Here is a 14,321-nt window from a genome sequence, read left to right as displayed (position 1 = left end):
ATGGCGCGGCGTTGATCCTGACGCCGATCGTCATCGCGACGCTGCGGGCGCTGGGGTGTAAGGAAAGGACAACGCTCGCCTTCGTCATGGCGGCCGGATTCATTGCCGACATGGCCAGCCTGCCGCTCGTCGTCTCCAACCTGGTCAACATCGTCTCGGCCGACTTCTTCCACCTTCGCTTCGCGCGATATGCGAGTGTGATGGTGCCCGTCGACCTGGTGTCGATCGCGGCGACGCTGGGCGCACTGATGCTGTTCTTCCGACGAGACCTTCCCGGCCGCTACGACACGAGGCACCTCCGCGCGCCCGGCGAAGCGATCCGCGACGTTGCGACCTTCCGCGCCGGATGGATCGTGCTGGCACTGCTACTCGCCGGCTTCTTCCTGCTCGAACCGCTCGACGTGCCCGTCAGTGCTGTTGCCGCGGTCGGCGCACTTCTCCTGCTGGTGATCGCCGGACGCGGGCATGTGATCGCGCCGCGCAAGGTGTTGCGCGGCGCGCCGTGGCAGGTCGTGATCTTCTCGCTCGGCATGTACCTCGTCGTCTACGGCCTGCGGAACGCCGGGCTGACCGACCACCTTGCCGGGCTGCTCGACCGCACCGCGCAAGGCGGCATATGGGGCGCGGCGATGGGGACCGGCGTCCTCGCGGCCATCCTGTCGTCGGTGATGAACAATATGCCGACGGTGCTGGTGGGCGCGCTGTCGATCGACGCGACCCATGCGTCGGGCGCGATCAAGGAGGCGATGGTATATGCCAACGTGATCGGCTGCGATCTTGGCCCCAAGCTGACGCCGATCGGCTCGCTGGCGACGCTGCTGTGGCTGCACGTACTCGGGCAGGAAGACATACGGATCGGCTGGGGCTATTACTTCCGGGTCGGCGTTTCGCTGACCATACCTGTCCTGCTCATCACGCTTGCGGCCCTTGCGCTGCGGATCAGGATTGCCTGACGCCTGTTCGCGATCTTTCCGAACCTAATTGCGTCGAGGAAGCCGCTCGCGATCCTCGCCGCCAGCATTCACCCCACTGTCACGCCGCGGCAACGAAGCGGTGGTCGCGCAGCCAGCGCTCGAACCAGGCCGGCCACTCCGCCGACGGCGTCCCGGCCTTCCCCATGCCGAAGCCATGGCCGCCGAGGCCAGCGAACGCAGCTTGACGGGAACGCCCGCGCGGACGCAGGCGTCGCGCATGATGAGCGTGTTGTGCGGGTCCGAGATCGGATCGTCCTGCGCCTGGACGAGGAACGTGGGCGGGCATCCTGCGCGGACGTGCGTCTCCACCGACCATTGCGCGCTGGCCGCCGGCGTCGGATGGTCGCCGATCAGGATGCGCCGGGTCGACGTGTGGTCGTAGGGCGGCTCCAGCGTGATGACCGGATAGATCAACGCCGAAAGATCGGGTCGCGAGGACTGGCGGTCGATCGCGTCAGTGGTTGGGTAAGAGGCGAACGCGGAGCGCGCCGCGGCGAGGCCCAGCAGATGCCCCCCGGCCGAGAAGCCGAGCACGCCCACCCTCGAAGGATCGATGCCCAGCAAGCCGGCGCGCGCGCGGATCATGCGCATCGCCCGTCCCGCATCCTGAAGCGGCGCGAGCGGACCATCGTGCCAGCCCTCGTCAGGCAGCCGGTATCGCAGGATGAAGGCCGTGATCCCCCGCGCGGCCAGCCAGCGCGCGGCGGGCCTGGCCTCCGCCTCCTCCCCGATCCGCCTGTAGCCGCCGCCGCCGGCGATCAGCATCGCCGCGCCATTGGGCCGGTCGGGCAGGACCGCCTCGATCGTCGGCATCGCGATGTTGCTGACAGCGCCCTGGAGGTCGATCGCGACGGGTCCGCTGGGGCCGCCACCGCCCGGCGGCGTGGCCCAGAGCGGCTCGGGCGACGTCGGGCGCGCGGCGCCGATCAGCGACGGCGTCACGCCTGCGACGCCCGCGACGCCGATCATGGCGAGCATCCGGCGCCGATCCACCCATCCCCGCCTGCGTCCGTTCGCGTCCATCACCTTGTCCTTCCCGTCGCCGAGACCGGCTGTACCATTCGTCGGTGGCGGCCTGCGTTAGCGGCATCGCGTTTCGCACGGAACATCCACCGGCCCTTTCGCGCTTGACCGCCCACGCGCGACGGACGGGCGACTGGCGAAGGAAAGACGATGGCGGAAGACCGGGCGAGCATCGACGGAGCGACGATCCTCGACAACGTCGACGACCGACAGGTGGAGTTCAGCGCGGAGATCGGCGGCGACTGGTATGAGTTCGCGCTGCACTATGCCGTGCTGGAAGCATTGAGCGGTGCGCAGATCGACGACGAGGACTCCGTCACCGCGCTGTTCGAACAGTTCCGCGACGAGGTGGAGGAGGCCGCCGCCAAGGCGCTGGCGCGCGATCCGGGCGGCGAGGATCTCGTCGTCATCGACGAGAGCGACATCCAGTAGCCGGAGCGTCGAACGATGGGTGAGACCGTCATCAGCCCGACCGGACCGGGCGCCTGCGAAGTCGGATTGATGATCGACGAGACGGGCACGCGGTTCGTGGTCCTGACGTTCCGCGAACCGGACGTCGATCCGGTGATCGTGACCTTCACCGTGCCGCTGTTCCAGAACTATGTCGGCTATCTGCACCGCGCAGCGGAGGCGGCGGCGGACGAGGCGAGTTGGGCCATGGAGAAGTGAGTACGGGATGGCCGGCCTGTCACGATGACCCTCGCTAAGCCGGCGTGTCGCCGCCGCGCCGACGTTCGGTGAGGAACAGTGCCACCACGCCCAGCCCGAGGATCGCGCCCTCCCACGCGATCGCGGTCCATCCCCTGCTCGCGAAGCTCGCCGCGCCCACCGCCGATCCGAGCGCCCCGCCGAGGAAGACCACCGTCATGTAGACGGCGTTTATCCGGCCGCGAGCGTCCGGCGCCATCGAGTACAGCACCCGCTGTCCCAGCACCTGGTTCGTCTGCGTGGCGGCATCGAGCAGCACGGCCGCCAGTGCCAGGACGACGAGCGCCATCGCCCCCGCCGCCCAGCCCGCGATCGCGAACGCGACGGGAGCGGCGACCAGTGCAGCGAACGTGCCCGCGCGGCCATGGCCCCCGTCCCCCAGCCGCCCGGCGATCGGCGCCGCGAGCGCGCCGCCGGCACCCGCCAGCGCGAACAGCGCGATACCCCCCTGCCCAAGCCCGAAGCGGGTCGCCAGCAGCAGCGGCACCGCCGTCCAGAACAGGTTGAACGCGGCGAACATCGTCGTCTGGTAGGCGGTCCGGCGGCGGATCGTCGGCGTGCGGACCAGCAGCACCAGGCTCGACCACAGCAGTTCGCCGTAGCGAAAGCGCGGTCTTGGACGGCGCTCCGGCAGCGTCCGCGCGAGGACCAGCCCCAGCAGCGCCATCGCGATCGCCGACAGGCCGAAGATCGTCCGCCATCCCGCGACCGCGGCGATGCCGTTGGCCAGCGGCCGCGCCAGCATGATGCCCGCGATCAGACCGCCCATGATGTTGCCGACGATCCGCCCGCGGCGGTCCTCGGGCGCCAGATGCGCCGCCAGCGGCACCATGATCTGCGCGCCCACCGAACAGAAGCCCGCGACGAACGAGAAGACGAGCAGGCTTCCCGCCCCGCGCGAGAGCCATATCCCTAGCTCGCCGAGACAGGCGCCGACCGTCATGAGCAGGATCAGCCGCTTGTTCTCGACCAGATCGGCCAGCGACACGACGAGGAAAAGGCCCGCGCCATAGCCGAGCTGGGTCAGCGTCACGACCAAGCCGGCCGCGCTGCCGCTCAGCCCGACCGCCGGAGCGATCTCGCCGATCAGCGCCTGAGCGAAATAGAGGTTGGCGGCCATCATCCCGCACGCGACGGCCATGATCGCGGTCAGGCGGGGGCCGATCGTCGGAACGGGCGGGTGAACGGTCATGCCGCGCCCCTAGCTCATTGCGGCGGCCGGCGTCAGTCGCCTCGCCTCTGGCGCGGCGCCGTCCCCTGCCCTAGCCAGACCGGACCATGACCGCCGCCGACCTGCTCTCCCAACCGTTCGGGACCTTGCCCGACCTGATCCACGCGCACGCCGCCGAACGCGGCGACCGGATCGCCGTCGCGGACGAGACGGGTGCGATCTCCTATGCCGATCTCGACCGGCTGATCGACCGGGTGGCGGCGACGCTGCAGCGCGACGGACTGGCACATGGCGGCGCCGTGGCGATCGTCGCCGCACCCTCGATCCACTATGCCGCGGCCTTCCTGGGGACGGTCCGGGCGGGCGGGGCGGCGACCCCCTTGTCGCCGTCCGCCACGCCGGCCTCGATCGCGGCGATGGTGCGCGACTGCCGTGCCGGCCACGTCCTCGTCGACGAAGCCAACGCGCTCGCGCTCGCTGGGGAGGATCTGGGCGGTGCCGTCCTGGTGCTGCTGGCCGGCGAGGCCGCCGATCGGGCGGTGACGCGGTGGGAGGACTGGCTCGCGCCGGCGGACGCCCGGCCCGCTCCCGTCGCCATCGCGCCCGACGACGCGTTCAACATCATCTATTCGTCGGGGACCACCGGCTCGCCCAAGGGCATCGTCCAGAGCCACGCGATGCGGTGGGCGCACATCGCGCGCAACGCGGCCGCCGGCTTCGATACGGCGGTGACGATGATCGCGACCCCGCTCTACTCTAACACCACGCTCGTCAGCTTCCTGCCCACCTTGGGCTGGGGCGGTACGGCGGTGCTGATGGCGAAGTTCGACGCGCGACGCTTCCTGGAGCTGGCGGCGGCGCACCGGGGCACCCACACGATGCTGGTGCCGGTCCAGTATCGCCGGCTGATGGCATTGCCGGACTTCGACAGCTTCGATCTGTCCGCCTTCAGGTTCAAGACCTCGACCAGTGCGCCGTTCGACGCGGCGCTGAAGGCCGATGTGGTCGCGCGCTGGCCCGGGCTGCTGGTGGAATATTACGGCATGACGGAGGGCGGCGCTTCGTGCGGGCTCAACTGTTCCGCGCATCCCGACAAGCTCCACACCGTCGGCCAGCCGCTGCCGGGCCACGAGGTCCGCCTGATCGACGAGGATGGCCGCGAGGTCGCCGCGGGCGAGGCCGGAGAGATCGTCGGCCGCTCGCCGACGATGATGACCGGCTATCTCGGGCGGGCGGAGGCGACGCGTGAGGCGGAGTGGACGTCCCCCGACGGCCGGCGGTTCATCCGCCACGGCGACGTCGGCCGGTTCGACGCGGACGGCTTCCTCGTGCTGATGGACCGCAAGAAGGACCTGATCATATCGGGCGGCTTCAACATCTACCCCTCGGATCTCGAGGTGGTGCTGGCCCGCCATCCCGCGGTGGCCGAATGCGCGGTCATCGGCATGCCGAGCGACGCTTGGGGTGAGACGCCGGTGGCGCTGTTCGTCCGGCGAAGGAGCGCCGACGATCGGGCGGAGGACATCATGTCCTGGGCCAACGGGCAGTTGGGCAAGACCCAGCGGATCGCCGCGCTGCACGAACTGGACGACCTGCCGCGAAGCACGATCGGCAAGATACTGAAGCGCGAGTTGCGCGACCGGTTGCTGGCAAGTGCGCGATAACGGCGATGCCGGCATGACCGTCACCGGCCTTCCGATCCGCGTCGCAGCGCTCTACCGCTTCACGATGCTCGCCGACTGTGAAGCGCTGCGCAGACCGCTGGCGCTGGCCTGTCGCGCCGCCGGTGTGCGCGGCACGCTGTTGCTCGCGCGCGAGGGGATCAACGGGACGATCGCGGGCAGCGACGCGAGCGTCGATCACGTCCTGGCGCATCTGCGTACGCTGCCCGGATGCGATCGTCTCGACGTCCGGGAAAGCCGCGCGCGGACGATGCCGTTCCATCGCCTGAAGGTCCGCGTCAAACGCGAGATCGTCACGATGGGCCGGCCCGACATCGACCCGGTCGACGCCGGTCATTATGTCGCGCCCGAGGACTGGAACGCGCTGATCGATCGGCCGGACACGATCCTGATCGACACGCGCAACGACTTCGAGGTCGCGATCGGCAGCTTCCCGGGCGCGGTCGATCCTGGCACCCGCAGCTTCCGTGACTTTCCGGCGTGGTTCCTAGCGCATCGGGAAGAACTGCTTGGCCACACGCCGCAGCCGCGAGTTGCGATGTTCTGCACCGGCGGCATCCGCTGTGAGAAGGCGACCGCGTTCCTGAAGACACAAGGGCTGGACGCGGTGTACCACCTCAAGGGCGGCATCCTTGCCTATCTCGAGACCGTGCCCAGGGACCAGAACCGCTGGCAGGGCGAGTGTTTCGTGTTCGATCAGCGGGTCGCCGTCGGCCATGCGCTCGCGCCGGGCAGCTATGATCTCTGCCATGGCTGCCGGATGCCGGTCGGGGCGGACGATCGCGCATCGCCGCTCTACCGCGAAGGCGTCAGTTGCCCGCGCTGCCATGCCGAGCGAAGCGATACGCAACGCGCCGCCTATGCCGAGCGACACCGCCAGACCCGGCTCGCGGATGCGAGAGGCGAAGCGCATGTCGGCGCGGTCTATGCGACCGACTGACGATGCCCGACGGCGGCCTACAGTCCGAGTTTGTCCAGCGCGGCGGCGAGTTCCCCGTCGATCGCATCGCCTCCTCTGGGCGTCAGTCGGTTCAGAACGGTCTGGAGCCGTTTCTGCGCGACCTGGAGCGTCTTGTGCCGCACCTCGCGGATCGCGTTGGTCCGCCAGGACGGGCTCTCCCCCAACAGCGCCGCCCACTTGGCTTCCTCCGCCGCCAGCACGGCCAGCGCCAGTCTCAGGCCGTCGCGCCGGCCATGGCCGTAGTCGTCCGGACCGGCGGAACTCAGCGACGCGACCGTTTTCATTCATCCTGCTCCTCCGGCATCATCGAGCAGCCGGCCGAGCTGGCGCCGGCGCGCGAGACGGCCGCATGATTGATCATCAGCAAGCCGTATGTCCTTGACATTGAACCGGCAACGGATAGCTTTTCGCTGCTTGACGGCGGCCGGGGGTTATCCAGTCAGGCGCAACGCTTACGGAAGGTCGAACGACCGTGTTCCTGCTCCGAGTGACCGTCGCCGCATTCATCGCCATTGCCTGTGTGCTCCTTCCTCACATCGCCCATGCCGAGCTCGGCGGGCCGCTTTCCAGCGTTTCGGTCGACCGCGGACGCCTGGGCGCGCAGATGAAGTCGGTCGCGACCGGCCACTATGCCCGGCATGAGCTCACCCGCCCTAACGGGGGCATGGTGCGCGAGTTCACCAACGCCAAGGGCGAGGTGTTCGCGGTCACGTGGGCCGGGCCCGGCAAACCGGACCTGAGAAGCGTGCTCGGGCGCTATTTCGCGGCCCTCCAGACGGGGAGCGGCGCGACCGGGCGGTCGATGCACTCGCTGCGCCGTCCCGCGCAGGTTAGCGACGCCGATCTCCAGATCCAGACCGGCGGGCACATGGGCTGGTTCCACGGCGTGGCCTTCGTCCCGTCGCTGGCGCCGGCCGGTTTCTCCACCAGCGACCTGCCGCAGCCATGACGATCCGCAAGCGCCTGGCCGGGCTGGCCATCGCGGTCGCGCTTGCCTCCTGCGGTGGCGGTGACAGCGGCTCGCCGGTGCAGGTCGTGCCCACGGCGGCGACGGCAACGCCCACACCGACCCCGACCCCCACTCCGACTCCGACCCCGACCCTCAACACCGCGGCCGTGACGCTGGACGCCGGCCCTGCGGCGCTGAGCGCCGGCCCCAACGGCTATGTCGCGTTCAACGAGCCCTATGTGTCGGTCACGCTGTGCGCGCCGGGATCGACGACCAACTGCCAGACGATCGATCATGTGATTCTCGACACCGGCTCGGTCGGCCTGCGGATCATCCAGCCGGTCCTGAACGCGAGCCTCCTTGCCGCCTTGCCGGCGGAGGCGTCCGCTTCGAGCAACGCGGTCGGCGAATGCTATCAATACGTCAATTCCTACGCGTTCGGCTCCGTGCGCACCGCCGATTTTTCGATCGCGGGCGAGAAGGTCGCCGCCATGCCGTTCCAGGCGATCGCCGACACCGGTGCCTTCGCCTCCGTGCCGGCCGGCTGCTCGTCGGGCGGCGGTTCGGCGATCGCCACCGTTCAGGATTTCGGCGCCAACGGCATCCTGGGCGTGGGCACGACTGCGACCGATTGCGGCAGCTATTGCACCGTCGCCGGCGGGTCGTCCGCGGCGACCTATTATGATTGTCCGGCGGCCGGATGCAGCAGCGTCACTGGCCGCGCGTCGAACGCCGCCGCGCCGTTCCAGCAACTGCCCAATCCCGTCGCCGCCTTCCCGATCGACAACAATGGCGTGATCGTGACGCTGCCCGCCGTATCCCAGCGCGGCGTCCCGACGCTTACCGGCACGGTCACGTTCGGGATCGGCACCCAGGCGGACAACGCCCTGACCGCGACCAACGTGCTGCCGGCGACGACCTCGACCAGCCGGCTCGGGCCGGGATTGATCACCGCGACCTACAACGGCAAGCAGCTTACCCAGAGCTTCTTCGACAGCGGCAGCAACGACTATTTCTTCATCGACACCACGCTTGCGCCATGTACCGAGACCGACCTAATCGCCTTCTACTGCCCGCCGACGCCGATGCTCCTGTCGCCGCTGTTGACCGGCACCAACGGTGCGACCGCCAGCGGGGCGTTCACCTTGTACAGCCCGCTCAACGTCGCCGGGTCCTCGGATGTCGCGCCGGGGCTCGGCATCAATCCGACGCTCGTCAAGCCGCCGTTGCCGTTCGCGAACAGCTTCGACTTCGGCGTGCCCTTCTTCTTCGGGCGGACGATGTACACCGCGATCGAAGGCCGGCCGGCCGGGGGCGTGACGGGACCGTATTTCGCGTTCTGACCGCTTCTGGGTCGTTGCTGCGGTCCTCCGGCATAAACCGTGCGACGGGACGTCCGTCGAGTTGCCCATAACGGACGCCAGCGCCCCCACATTCCGTTGCCGAACCTTCGTTCACGAGGGCTCCCGGTGAGTCGCGCAACAATATCGGAGCAATCGAAATATTCTGGTTGCATTATTGCGGCGTCATTCTTCTACGGCAACCAACGGCCAAGTAGAAGCCGCCCGTTCTGGTTCATATCTTAAGAGCTAAGTCAGGTACCGATGGCAGAAACGATCCAGTCTCTAAAGGATCGACGACAGTGACAAACATCGCAAAGCCATCACGGACCATCTTGCTTCTCTTGGGCGCCGCATGCTTGGTGACAGGGTCTCCGGCCCTCGCATCGACGCAGGGTACATTGGGCGCGACGTCGACCGGCACGATCGCCATCACGGTGTCGGTGCCGAGCCGGGTGCAGATCACCGCGCTCAACGACGTCACCTTCGCCAACGTCGATCCGACGATCACCGCGACCAACGCGCAAAGCAATTGCGTGTGGAGCAACACCGCCACCAAGGGGTATACGATCACGGCGACGGGCGGCGGCACGGGCGGCGCGTTCACGCTGCGCTCGGGGTCGCTGACGCCGGTCACCTATTCCGTGCAGTGGAACCAGTCGACGGGCCAGGCTTCGGGCACCGCGCTGACGGCGGGGACCGCGTCGGGCACGTTCAACTCGACCGCGACGACGCCGACCTGCGCGACCGCGCCGACGACCTCGTCGAGCCTGATCGTCAGCATCCCGTCGGCGCAGCTGCTGACGATGGCATCGCTGACCAACTACACCGACACGCTGACGTTGCTGGTTTCGCCCGTCTGATCGGTCCTGGAAGTAGCGGGCGGCATCATGATCGCGGTTCGATCACGGCTCGCAGGAGCGATGATGGGGTTGGGCCTGTTCGTCCTGTCGGGCGAGCAGGCCCGAGCCCAGCAGGCGCAACTGACCAATCTCAGCGACGTCAGCTTCGGTGTGCTGTCGACGACCGCCAACGATATGTCGCGCAGCCAGAACGTCTGCGCCTATGCTGCCAGCGTCTCGGGACAATATGGCGTCCGCGCGCAGGGAAGCGGCACCGGCGGCGCGCTGACGCTCGCGGGAAGTTCCACGCCGCTGGCGTATGAAGTGCAGTGGGCGGCGTCGTCCAACCAGTCATCAGGGACGGCGCTGCCCGCCAACACGACGGTCGGCGGTTTTTCCGACGGGTTGCTCAACAACACCTGCTCGCTTCTCACCACGACTTCCGCCAGCCTGATCGTGATGCTGCGCGCGACCGCGCTCAGCAGCGTTACCGCCGGGGGCTATTCCGGCACGCTTACGCTCATCCTAGCGCCGCAATAACGATCGCCCGGCGATGGTCGGCTTCCGCCTGCGCACGGCCATTCGTGGATGCTGGCGCCTCGGCGTCGTCGCCTTGGCGATCGGTCACGCCGGCGCCGCCGACGCGACGGACGGCGCGGCACGGGTCACCACCAGCCGCCCCACGGGCTTCGATACGTTACTCCAGCCTCAGGAGGCGGTGACCGACGTCTTTGTCGGCGGCCGGCTCGTGGGTCAGACGCGGGTCCGCTACAGCCCTGGCCGGATCACGCTGCTCGATCCCGATGCGGTCATGGCCTTGCTGCCCGACATCGCGGAACCCGTGGCGGTGCGGGCCGCGCTCGCCAGCCCCGATCTCGATCCCAACACGGGCATGGCCTGCCACGCGGACGACGACAGCGCGCGCGCGGCCTGCGCAGTCTATCGCCCTGCGGTCGCCGGCATCGTGTTCGACGAGGCACGCTTCCGGATCGACGTCGTCGTCAATCCGCGCCTGCTCGCCGTCCACCCCGCCGCGCGACGCGCCTATCTCGCGAGGCCGCAGCCGGGCGTGTCGCTGATCGACCAGTTCGGCGGCAGCATCGCGGGCAGCGGCGGCGATGCGAGTTACGGCCTGCAGAACCGCGCGATCCTGGCCGACGGCGAGGCGAGGATCCGCAACGACGTATCCTATTCCTCCACCTACGGCCTCTCCGTCGATGCGCTGGTCGGCGAACTCGACAGGCCGGGCGTGCGCTATTCGGCCGGAGCGATGTGGGTTCCGGGCATCGACCTCATCGGACGGCGGCGGCTCATGGGCGGCGGCATCCAGAGCCAGGTCGACACCCGTCTCGACCGATCGTCGATCGCGGGCACGCCGCTGATCGTGTCGCTCACCCAGCGCGCGCGGGTGGACATTGTGCGCGATGGCCGCCTGCTGACCTCGCGCAGCTACGACGCCGGCAATCAGGCGATCGACACGTCCAGCCTTCCCGACGGCGCCTACGAGGTCGTGCTCCACGTCCAGGAGGCGGGCGGCCCGGCGCGCGACGAGCGGCGGTTCTTCACCAAGAACGCCGCCATTGCCGGCCTCGGCGAGCCGATCTTCTTCGGCTATGCGGGGCTGCTCGGCGAGGAGCGGCGCGATGCGCCGTTCGCGACGTCAGGCACGCCCTTCTACGAGGCCGGGATCGCGCGCCGCTACACGCCGCATCTGGCGCTCGACGCGACGCTCATGGGAACCGACCACACCGGGGTCGTCGAACTCGGCGGCTATTGGCTCGGCCATGCCGGCCAGGTGCGGCTCGCGGGCCTCGCATCGGTGCATGGCGACGCGGGGCTGCTGGTGCAGATCGCCTCGTCGGGAACGTCACGGCTCAACTACACGATCGACGCGCGCCGGGTCTGGAGCCATGGCGACGCGCCGTTGATCCCGCTGGGGGAGGATGACCGGAGCTATCAGATCGTCTCGATCGACCGGACCGCGCAACTGACGGCCGGTTCGTTCACGCAAGCGAACGCGACGATCAGCTTCAACCTGAAGCCGGCGCAGATCGGCCTGACCGCCTCCTACCGGCGCACCGCGTCGCAGGGGCGCAGCTATGCGATCGGGCCGACCGTCTATTGGCCGCTGGGGGAACGCGCGGGCGTGCAGGTGACGCTGCGTGGCGACATGACTGTCTCGAACTACGGCACCGCCGCGTTCCTTGGCCTGACGTTCCAGCGGGTGCGCGCGCGCTCGTCACTGTCGGGCAGCATCGGCGCGCGGACCATCTCCGGCACGGGCGGCGGGAACGGCACGGCGGTGATCGGCGACGTCGGCGGATCGTGGCAGCGCGATCACGTGATGGGCGGCGACGTGACCGTCGCCGCCGGCGTCGAGCAGGACGTGAACGGCACGCTGGCGCGGGGCAGCGCCACGCTGAACACCGCGCGCGGCGCTGTCTTTGCCGAGGTGGCGCAGCCCGTCGCGGGCGATCTGGGATCGACGCAATATAGCATCAACTTCCAGTCCACTGCGGCGGTGACGCGGTCGGGCATCGCACTCGAAGGCCGTGGGCAGAACGACAGCAGCATCCGTGTCGCGGTCGACGGCGCGGCGCGCGGCACGCCGTTTGAGGTGCTGGTCGACAATGCGCCGCGCGGCATCGTCCATACGGGCGAACCGCTGTCGATCCCGATGGCACCCTATCGGCAATATGCCGTCCAGCTTCGCCCGATCGGCGCCGAGATCATGAAGCTCGACGGTCGGCCGCGCCTCGTCAGCGTCTATCCCGGCACAGTCAGCCGCTTGAGCTGGGCGGCTGAACGCGTCGTCGCGATGTTCGGGCGGATCGTCTGGGCCGATGGCGCTGCCGTCGCCGGTGCGGCGATCACCGTTCCCGGCGCGATCGGCGGCACGGACGATCGCGGCTATTTCCAGATCGAGGCCGCGCCCGACGCGATCCTGAAGGTGCGGGCGGCGGACGGCCGCACCTGCCGCCTGCCGCTCCAGGCGCATGCGGCGGCCGAAGGCTATGCCGCGCTGGGGACGCTGACGTGTCCGCGTGCGCTGCCACCGATGCAGATCGCGACGGCAAAATGATGATGGTGAGGAGGATGACGATGCAGTTGCAGAAGACCCGGATCGCGGCCGCCGCATGGGCGGCGATCGGTGCGACGCTGACGACGCCACCGGCGGCCGCCGAGCTGGTGCTGAACCAGGTGATCGTCGACCTTCCGCCGGGCAAGGTGCCGCGGCTCGACATCGAGGCGTCGAACACCGGCAAGGAGCGGATCTACGTCGTCGCCGAGCCCGCCGAGATCGTGAACCCCGGTAAGCCCGAGGAAAAGCGGGTGGCCGAACCCGATCCCGCGCGATCGGGCCTGCTCGTCACGCCGCAGAAGATGATCCTGGAGCCGGGCGAGCGCAAACTGGTGCGCATCGCCTCGATCGCGCCGCGTGGAGCCGCGGAACGCATCTATCGCGTCACGGTGAAGCCTGTGATCGGCGACGTCACCGCGACGAGCACCGCGCTCAAGGTGCTCGTCGGCTACGACGTGCTCGTCATCGTCCGCCCGACCGCGATGACGGGCACGGTGACGGCCAAGCGCAGCGGTAACAGCCTGGTGCTGACCAACACCGGCACGACCAACGTCGAGATCTACGACGGCAAGCAATGCGATCCGTCCGCCACCGCCTGCACGAAGCTGCGCGCGAGCCGCCTCTACGCCGGCGCGAGCCTCGTCCAGCCGATCGATCCGGCCCGTCCGATCACCTACCGCGTCAAGACGGGCGACATGGTGGAGCAAAGGAGCTTCTAGATCGGATGCCACCAGCCATCCGATCCCCGAACCGGCACCGGTCCCGCGGTTGGTGGTCGACGCGGCGGCGGCGACAGGCGCGATCGCCTATGTCTCCCCTTCGCCGATCCCCAGCCGATGCGCGAGGCGGATTGTTCGGGTCGAAACTTTCCTTAGATGCCTTACTCCTATGTCGGTTCACCTCATCAAGCCCAAGCGCTTCGGCGACCCCCGCGGCTGGTTCACCGAGGTCTATTCGGTGCCGGCGTTCGAGAAGCTCGGCATCACCTGCACGTTCGTGCAGGACAACCACTCGCTGTCCGCGCCCGTCCATACGCTGCGCGGGCTCCATTTCCAGACGCCGCCGCGCGGGCAGGACAAGCTCGTACGCTGCGTCCGGGGACGGATCTTCGACGTCGCGGTCGATGTGCGGAAGGGCTCGCCGACCTGGAGCCACTGGGTCGGCACCGAGCTGTCGGCCGAGAACGGGCACCAGCTGTTCATTCCGATCGGCTTCGCGCACGGCTTCGTGACGCTCGAACCCGACTGCGAAGTGACCTACAAATGCTCGGACGTCTACGCACCGGAGGCGGATGGCGGCATCCGTTGGGACAGCGCCGGGATCGATCGGCCGATGCCGGCCGGCACCACGCCCGAACTCAGCGCCAAGGACCTGATCCAGCCGAGCCTTGCCGATTTCGACAGTCCCTTTCCCTATGACGGCCGCCCGCTCGCGCCGCTCGCCTGAAGGATAGACCATGCGCATCTTCGTCACCGGTGGCGCCGGCTTCATCGGCTCGGCGCTCGTGCGCCAGCTCATCGAGAACAGCGGGCATGAGGTCCTCAATTTCGACAAGCTGACCTATGCCGGCACGCTGTCGACGGTCGAGC

General features: G+C 68.8%; 15 protein-coding genes and 1 pseudogene (1 of these 16 running past the window's edge). 13 read left to right on the top strand and 3 right to left on the bottom strand.

The features are described from left to right. Positions 1–953 (top strand): annotated as a pseudogene (locus ACFE65_RS13775) (arsenic transporter) (it extends 349 nt beyond the left edge of the window). Positions 954–977: 24 nt separating this feature from the next. Here the strand turns inward: ACFE65_RS13775 and ACFE65_RS13770 are convergent. Beyond that, positions 978–1,997, bottom strand: coding sequence for an alpha/beta hydrolase (locus tag ACFE65_RS13770; protein WP_375382942.1), 1,020 nt, complete (start codon positions 1,995–1,997; stop codon positions 978–980). Positions 1,998–2,147: 150 nt separating this feature from the next. Between ACFE65_RS13770 and ACFE65_RS13765 the strand changes: the two genes are divergently transcribed. Then, positions 2,148–2,429, top strand: coding sequence for a DUF1488 family protein (locus ACFE65_RS13765; RefSeq protein ID WP_375382941.1), 282 nt, complete (start codon positions 2,148–2,150; stop codon positions 2,427–2,429). A 15-nt stretch (positions 2,430–2,444) separates the two neighbouring features. Then, on the top strand, positions 2,445–2,666 hold the full coding sequence (locus ACFE65_RS13760) for a hypothetical protein (protein WP_375382940.1): 222 nt from the start codon (positions 2,445–2,447) through the stop codon (positions 2,664–2,666). A 34-nt stretch (positions 2,667–2,700) separates the two neighbouring features. On the opposite strand, the gene ACFE65_RS13755 is transcribed toward ACFE65_RS13760, so the two are convergent. Beyond that, positions 2,701–3,897 (bottom strand): MFS transporter, encoded by a 1,197-nt coding sequence (locus ACFE65_RS13755; protein ID WP_375382939.1) that lies wholly within the window; start codon positions 3,895–3,897, stop codon positions 2,701–2,703. A gap of 86 nt (positions 3,898–3,983) precedes the next feature. On the opposite strand from ACFE65_RS13755, the gene ACFE65_RS13750 reads away from it, so the two are divergent. Beyond that, the gene (locus tag ACFE65_RS13750; RefSeq protein ID WP_375382938.1) at positions 3,984–5,540 is read left to right on the top strand and encodes a class I adenylate-forming enzyme family protein; all 1,557 of its coding nucleotides are present in this window, start codon (positions 3,984–3,986) and stop codon (positions 5,538–5,540) included. Positions 5,541–5,553: 13 nt separating this feature from the next. Next, the gene (locus ACFE65_RS13745; RefSeq protein ID WP_375382937.1) at positions 5,554–6,498 is read left to right on the top strand and encodes a rhodanese-related sulfurtransferase; all 945 of its coding nucleotides are present in this window, start codon (positions 5,554–5,556) and stop codon (positions 6,496–6,498) included. A gap of 17 nt (positions 6,499–6,515) precedes the next feature. On the opposite strand, the gene ACFE65_RS13740 is transcribed toward ACFE65_RS13745, so the two are convergent. After that, positions 6,516–6,803: a hypothetical protein gene (locus tag ACFE65_RS13740; protein ID WP_375382936.1), complete on the bottom strand. Its 288-nt coding sequence runs from the start codon at positions 6,801–6,803 to the stop codon at positions 6,516–6,518. A 188-nt stretch (positions 6,804–6,991) separates the two neighbouring features. Here ACFE65_RS13740 and ACFE65_RS13735 point away from each other — a divergent pair, with 188 nt between their 5' ends. The 8 genes from ACFE65_RS13735 to ACFE65_RS13700 form a co-directional block, all read left to right on the top strand. Then, positions 6,992–7,468: a DUF2844 domain-containing protein gene (locus ACFE65_RS13735; RefSeq protein WP_375382935.1), complete on the top strand. Its 477-nt coding sequence runs from the start codon at positions 6,992–6,994 to the stop codon at positions 7,466–7,468. Then, positions 7,465–8,811: a DUF3443 family protein gene (locus ACFE65_RS13730; RefSeq protein ID WP_375382934.1), complete on the top strand. Its 1,347-nt coding sequence runs from the start codon at positions 7,465–7,467 to the stop codon at positions 8,809–8,811. The genes ACFE65_RS13735 and ACFE65_RS13730 overlap by 4 nt, the downstream gene beginning before the upstream one ends. A 359-nt stretch (positions 8,812–9,170) precedes the next feature. After that, positions 9,171–9,671, top strand: a complete 501-nt coding sequence (locus tag ACFE65_RS13725) for a hypothetical protein (protein WP_375382933.1) — start codon at positions 9,171–9,173, stop codon at positions 9,669–9,671. Positions 9,672–9,731: 60 nt separating this feature from the next. After that, on the top strand, positions 9,732–10,190 hold the full coding sequence (locus ACFE65_RS13720; RefSeq protein WP_375382932.1) for a hypothetical protein: 459 nt from the start codon (positions 9,732–9,734) through the stop codon (positions 10,188–10,190). 13 nt (positions 10,191–10,203) lie between these two features. After that, the gene (locus ACFE65_RS13715; RefSeq protein ID WP_375382931.1) at positions 10,204–12,732 is read left to right on the top strand and encodes a TcfC E-set like domain-containing protein; all 2,529 of its coding nucleotides are present in this window, start codon (positions 10,204–10,206) and stop codon (positions 12,730–12,732) included. A gap of 20 nt (positions 12,733–12,752) precedes the next feature. Continuing rightward, the gene (locus tag ACFE65_RS13710; RefSeq protein ID WP_375382930.1) at positions 12,753–13,451 is read left to right on the top strand and encodes a molecular chaperone; all 699 of its coding nucleotides are present in this window, start codon (positions 12,753–12,755) and stop codon (positions 13,449–13,451) included. 169 nt (positions 13,452–13,620) lie between these two features. Continuing rightward, positions 13,621–14,178 carry a dTDP-4-dehydrorhamnose 3,5-epimerase gene (rfbC, locus tag ACFE65_RS13705; RefSeq protein ID WP_375382929.1) on the top strand — a complete coding sequence of 186 codons (558 nt, stop codon included), beginning with the start codon at positions 13,621–13,623 and terminating at the stop codon, positions 14,176–14,178. A 10-nt stretch (positions 14,179–14,188) separates the two neighbouring features. Continuing rightward, a partial coding sequence (locus ACFE65_RS13700; RefSeq protein ID WP_375382965.1) for an NAD-dependent epimerase/dehydratase family protein occupies positions 14,189–14,321 on the top strand: 133 nt, incomplete at its 3' end.

This window comes from uncultured Sphingomonas sp. (genome assembly GCF_964237335.1).
Classification (GTDB): domain Bacteria; phylum Pseudomonadota; class Alphaproteobacteria; order Sphingomonadales; family Sphingomonadaceae; genus Sphingomonas.
The sequence above is the reverse complement of the archived record's forward strand: the minus strand, read 5'-3'. Positions and strand labels throughout refer to the sequence as shown.